General features: G+C 62.4%; 4 protein-coding genes and 1 pseudogene. 2 read left to right on the top strand and 3 right to left on the bottom strand.

Going from position 1 to position 4483, the window contains the following annotated elements; all coding sequences use genetic code 11:
- Both ACRXB1_RS31270 and pilM read right to left on the bottom strand, forming a co-directional pair.
- Nucleotides 1-260: pseudogene (locus ACRXB1_RS31270) on the bottom strand (fimbrial assembly family protein); the annotation flags it as partial.
- Nucleotides 257-1246 carry a type IV pilus biogenesis protein PilM gene (pilM, locus tag ACRXB1_RS31265; RefSeq protein WP_086383286.1) on the bottom strand — a complete coding sequence of 330 codons (990 nt, stop codon included), beginning with the start codon at nt 1244-1246 and terminating at the stop codon, nt 257-259. The gene pilM and the pseudogene ACRXB1_RS31270, both read right to left, overlap by 4 nt.
- Before the next feature lie 302 nt (nt 1247-1548).
- Here pilM and ACRXB1_RS31260 point away from each other — a divergent pair, with 302 nt between their 5' ends.
- Entirely contained in the window at nt 1549-3957 is a 2409-nt protein-coding gene (locus ACRXB1_RS31260) for a penicillin-binding protein 1A (RefSeq protein ID WP_062168139.1), read from the top strand.
- A gap of 36 nt (nt 3958-3993) precedes the next feature.
- Here the strand turns inward: ACRXB1_RS31260 and cyaY are convergent, their stop codons facing one another.
- Nucleotides 3994-4311, bottom strand: a complete 318-nt coding sequence (cyaY, locus tag ACRXB1_RS31255; RefSeq protein ID WP_062000473.1) for an iron donor protein CyaY — start codon at nt 4309-4311, stop codon at nt 3994-3996.
- A gap of 35 nt (nt 4312-4346) precedes the next feature.
- On the opposite strand from cyaY, the gene lptM reads away from it, so the two are divergent.
- Nucleotides 4347-4483 (top strand): LPS translocon maturation chaperone LptM (gene lptM, locus ACRXB1_RS31250; RefSeq protein ID WP_449494245.1); only part of this gene is annotated, 137 nt, incomplete at its 3' end.

Raw genomic sequence — 4483 nt, 5'->3', positions numbered from 1 at the left:
TTGCCCAAGGCTTCCCGCTCGGCCAGACGCGCGTGCTCCGCCAAAGGCGCGCTCAACCTGGCCAACGCCTGATCGAGCGCCACACGTTGCTCATCCAGATGAGCACGCGTCAGCGCCTCCCATCCGGCCATTGCGCCGACCGCGCCACATCCGGCAACGCTCGCGCCAGCGAGCAACGCCAACGCACGATTGCGCGCACGACGCCGCGCGCCCGGCCGATAAGGCAGCAAATTAAAAGCATGCAAACCAGCCGCGCTCATGGCATCACCTCACGCAGTCCGAGTCCCAGCGCAACGGCGAACAAGGGCGAATGCGCGAGGCGGTCGTCCACACGCTGCGCTCCATTGCAAAACGGCGCGCATTCGAATGGCATGACCGGGCATCCGAACGTGACCGTCAGCATTTGTGTAGACACCCCCGCCCGATTCAGCAGCTCAATATCCCCGCCCACATAAATCCAGTGCACGCGAGGCCCATTGCCGACGAGATCCGTCAACGCCTCGATCGCGCTCGAGTATTCCGGCGATGGATACCGCATCTCGTTCTCCACGCCATCCTCGCCGATAACCCACGCATGCAGCCCCGAGCTCTCGATCCAGCACGCGACAAACCGCTCCTCCCGGTCGATTTCCATCGCAGCCGAATAGCACAACGCACGCAAGGCGGCGCCCGGCTCGCCATCGATGGCGCTCAGCACAATGTCGGCGCCCGCCGCGGCCTCTACGCGCGACTCCACGTAGCGCCGGGCCGTGGCTGCGATGGAGACCTCGGTCGCACCGTCGTCACGCTCGTAGATCGACCAGTCCACAGACAGCGCCCCACGTTCGATACCCGCCAGGCGCTCGGCCTCGGCCAGCACGGCCGGCTCGAGCACACCGCGCGGATCGTGACCAAGCTTCTGCTTTTCGCTCGACAGTTTTTCAAGCAATACCCGCGTGGTGAGCGTCGCCGATGCAGGCAACGCCATCGCACAACGCAGCGAGCGCAGCGCGCCCCGCGCCGGCAGCCGCGAAAACGCTTCGCGCAACGCCGCCGAGATCGCAGCACCATCGACGAAATCGCCGCTGACCACCGCGCCCCTCGGCAACAAGACCTCTTCCAGCCGCTCGACGCAAACCGGCCGGTTGGCCTGCAGCCGCTTGCTGACCACGGCCAGTCGCACAGCCCGCTCGGTTATATCGATACCCGCCGCGAACCGCCGGGTCACCGTCACCACTGATCCACGCAACGCCGTCTGCGCACCCATGCTCTACCTCTCCTGTCCGGCCGCGCACCGAACCGTTCGGGCGCTGGCAATGGAAGAATTGTGGGCAGCAGGCGTGATTGTCACCACTCAGCCAAGTGGCTAACGTCAAGGTCCCGGCCGGTTTAAAACGGCGGCATTCTGGCGCCAATGCGCGTGCCGCAAACGTTAGACTTGGTCATTCAGTCAACGCTTATTCCGACAAAAATCATCGCTTCCGAGACCTCCGCGCAACACCCGAGTAAGCCGGCCGAAAGCCGCAAAGTCGGGCGGCTATAATCGCGGGACCGTTTTTTGGTGGTGCCATGCAATCTCAGTCTCCGTCGTCCCCGCCGTCCCGTCAGTCCGAACCTGGCAAGCGCCGTCCGCTCTGGATCAGGCTTCTGCTCGGGCTGATGATTTGCATTTTTGGATTGATCGCCAGCGCCGTACTCGTCTTGGGTTACGCGCTCGTCGTGGCGCAGCCGAACCTGCCGTCGCTCGACGCGCTCACTGACTACCGTCCGAAAGTGCCGCTGCGCGTGTACACGGCGGATCACGTGCTGATTGGAGAATTCGGCGAGGAACGGCGCAGCGTCGTGCGCATCCAGGACGTGCCGGACTATCTCAAGAAAGCGGTGCTTGCCATCGAGGACGCCCGTTTCTACGATCACGGCGGCGTCGACGTGACCGGCATCCTGCGTGCCGGCGCGGTTGCATTGACGAACGGCCATGCATCGCAAGGCGCGAGCACGATCACCATGCAGGTCGCGCGCAATTTCTTCCTGTCGAGCGAAAAAACCTATACGCGCAAGATTTACGAAATGCTCCTCGCGTACAAGATCGAGCGGGCGCTCACCAAGGACCAGATTCTCGAGGTCTACATGAACCAGATTTACCTGGGACAGCGTGCGTACGGTTTCGCGAGCGCCGCCCGGGTTTATTTCGGCAAGGACATCAAGGACATCACGCTCGCTGAGGCAGCAATGCTCGCCGGCCTGCCCAAAGCGCCGTCGGCGTACAACCCGGTCGTCAACCCGAAGCGCGCGAAGGTTCGCCAGCAGTACATTCTCGAGCGCATGTACGAGTTGCGTTACATCACGCGGGAACAGTACGAGGAAGCCGCGAAGCAGCCGCTGGTGGTGAAAGGCGCGGGACGTGAGTTCAGCGTGCACGCCGAGTACGTGGCTGAAATGGTCCGCCAGATGATGTATGCGCAGTATCGGGAGGAGGCTTATACGCGTGGGCTGAACGTGGTGACGACCATCGATTCCGCCGATCAGGACGCGGCCTACCGTGCGCTGCGAAAGGGGCTGATGGATTATGAACACCGGCATGGGTATCGGGGGCCGGAAGGTTTCATCGATTTGCCGGCTGATGCCGACGATCGCGAACAGGCGATTGACGACGCGCTCGTCGACCATCCGGACAACGGCGAGATTGTTGCAGCCGTCGTGACCTCGGCGAACGTGAAGCAGGTAAAGGCGAGTTTTATCGATGGCAACGTGGCCACGGTTGAAGGCAACGATTTGCGCTTCGTCGCGAGCGCGCTCAGCACGCGCGCGCAGCCGAGTCAGCGCCTGCGCCCTGGCGCCATCGTGCGCCTGATGAAAAACGAAGACGACAACTGGGTCATCACGCAGCTTCCGCAGGTTGAAGGCGCGTTCGTTTCCGTCGTGCCGCAGGACGGCGCAATCCGCGCGCTTGTCGGCGGCTTCGATTTCAACAAGAACAAGTTCAACCACGTCACACAGGCGTGGCGCCAGCCGGGTTCGAGCTTCAAGCCGTTCATCTATTCGGCATCGCTTGAGAAAGGCTTGTCGCCCGCGACCATCATCAACGACGCGCCGCTTTATTTCAGCGCCGGAGAAACAGGCGGCCAGGCGTGGGAACCGAAGAACTACGGCGGCGGGTTCGACGGACCCATGCCCATGCGTACCGCGCTGATGAAGTCGAAGAACCTGGTGTCCATCCGCATCCTGAACAACATCGGCACGAAGTACGCGCAGGGCTACGTGACGAAGTTTGGGTTCGATGCCGCGCGCCAGCCCGCCTATCTGCCCATGGCGCTCGGCGCCGGTCAGGTCACCCCGCTGCAAATGGCGACGGGTTATTCGGTGTTTGCAAACGGCGGGTATCGTGTGAATCCGTATCTGATCGCCGATATCACCGACCCTCGTGGCGCGGTGGTCTCGCATCCGCAACCGCTGGTTGCCGGCGAAAGTGCACCGCTCGCCATCACGCCGCGTAACGCATACGTGATGAACAGCCTGCTGCAAAGCGTGGCGCAACGCGGTACCGGCGCGCGCACCAACCAGTTGAAGCGCTCTGATCTCGCGGGCAAGACGGGAACGACCAACGACTCGCACGACGCATGGTTCGCCGGATACCAGCATTCGCTGGTGGCGATTTCGTGGATTGGCTACGACTCGCCGCGCAGTCTCGGCGACAAGGAAACGGGCGGCGGACTCGCGTTACCAGTGTGGATGGAATATATGAGCCGGGCATTGCGTGGCGTGCCGGAGTACAAGTCGAGCATGCCGCCCGATGTAGTGTCGCTTGGTGGCGAGCTGTACTTCGATGACCTCACGCCGGGACATGGATTCGTTGCGACCATCGGCGTGAGCCAGGCGCCGCCGGAAGGCGCGAGCGGCGCATCGCCGGCAGCGCCTGCACCTCAGGTCGGCGACCAGGAAAAGCAGGACATCATGAATCTGTTCAAGGGCGGCAATTGAAAACGCGCCGGTCTGAGTTTTGATTTGAAATGGATTTCAGGCTGAAAAGCGGACCGGCTCGCCGGCCTGTTCGCTTGCGCACTGACTGAGCGCCTCGAAAAACTCGCTGCCATCGCGCGTATTGCGCCACGCGCCGTCCACATATTTGTAGTGGAATCCGCCCGATTTCGCCGCAAGCCACAACTCGTGCATCGGCGGTTGCAAATTGACGATCAGCTTCGTGCGATTTTCAAATTCCAGCGTGAGCACATTGCCGCTGCGCTCGAATTCCACGTCGGCATCCAGGCTGTCCACATCGCGCTCGATGGCCGCCAGCGCAGCCTCGGCGAGCGTCAGGTATTCGTTGTCGGTCATGCTAAACTCCGTCGATTAATTATTCAGGGACAGTGATGCAAGTCGTCTTCAGGATGAGCGCGATTGTAGCGGCTTTGGCCATTTCCGCCGGGACGCTGCTCACCGCGTGTGGTCAGCGCGGACCGCTGTATATGCCCGCCGTTCCGCCCATTCCGCCGCGTCCCGCCAGCAA

The sequence above is a fragment of the Caballeronia sp. M23-90 genome (assembly GCF_053574605.1).
This window is presented reverse-complemented; position numbering and strand designations above follow the sequence as displayed.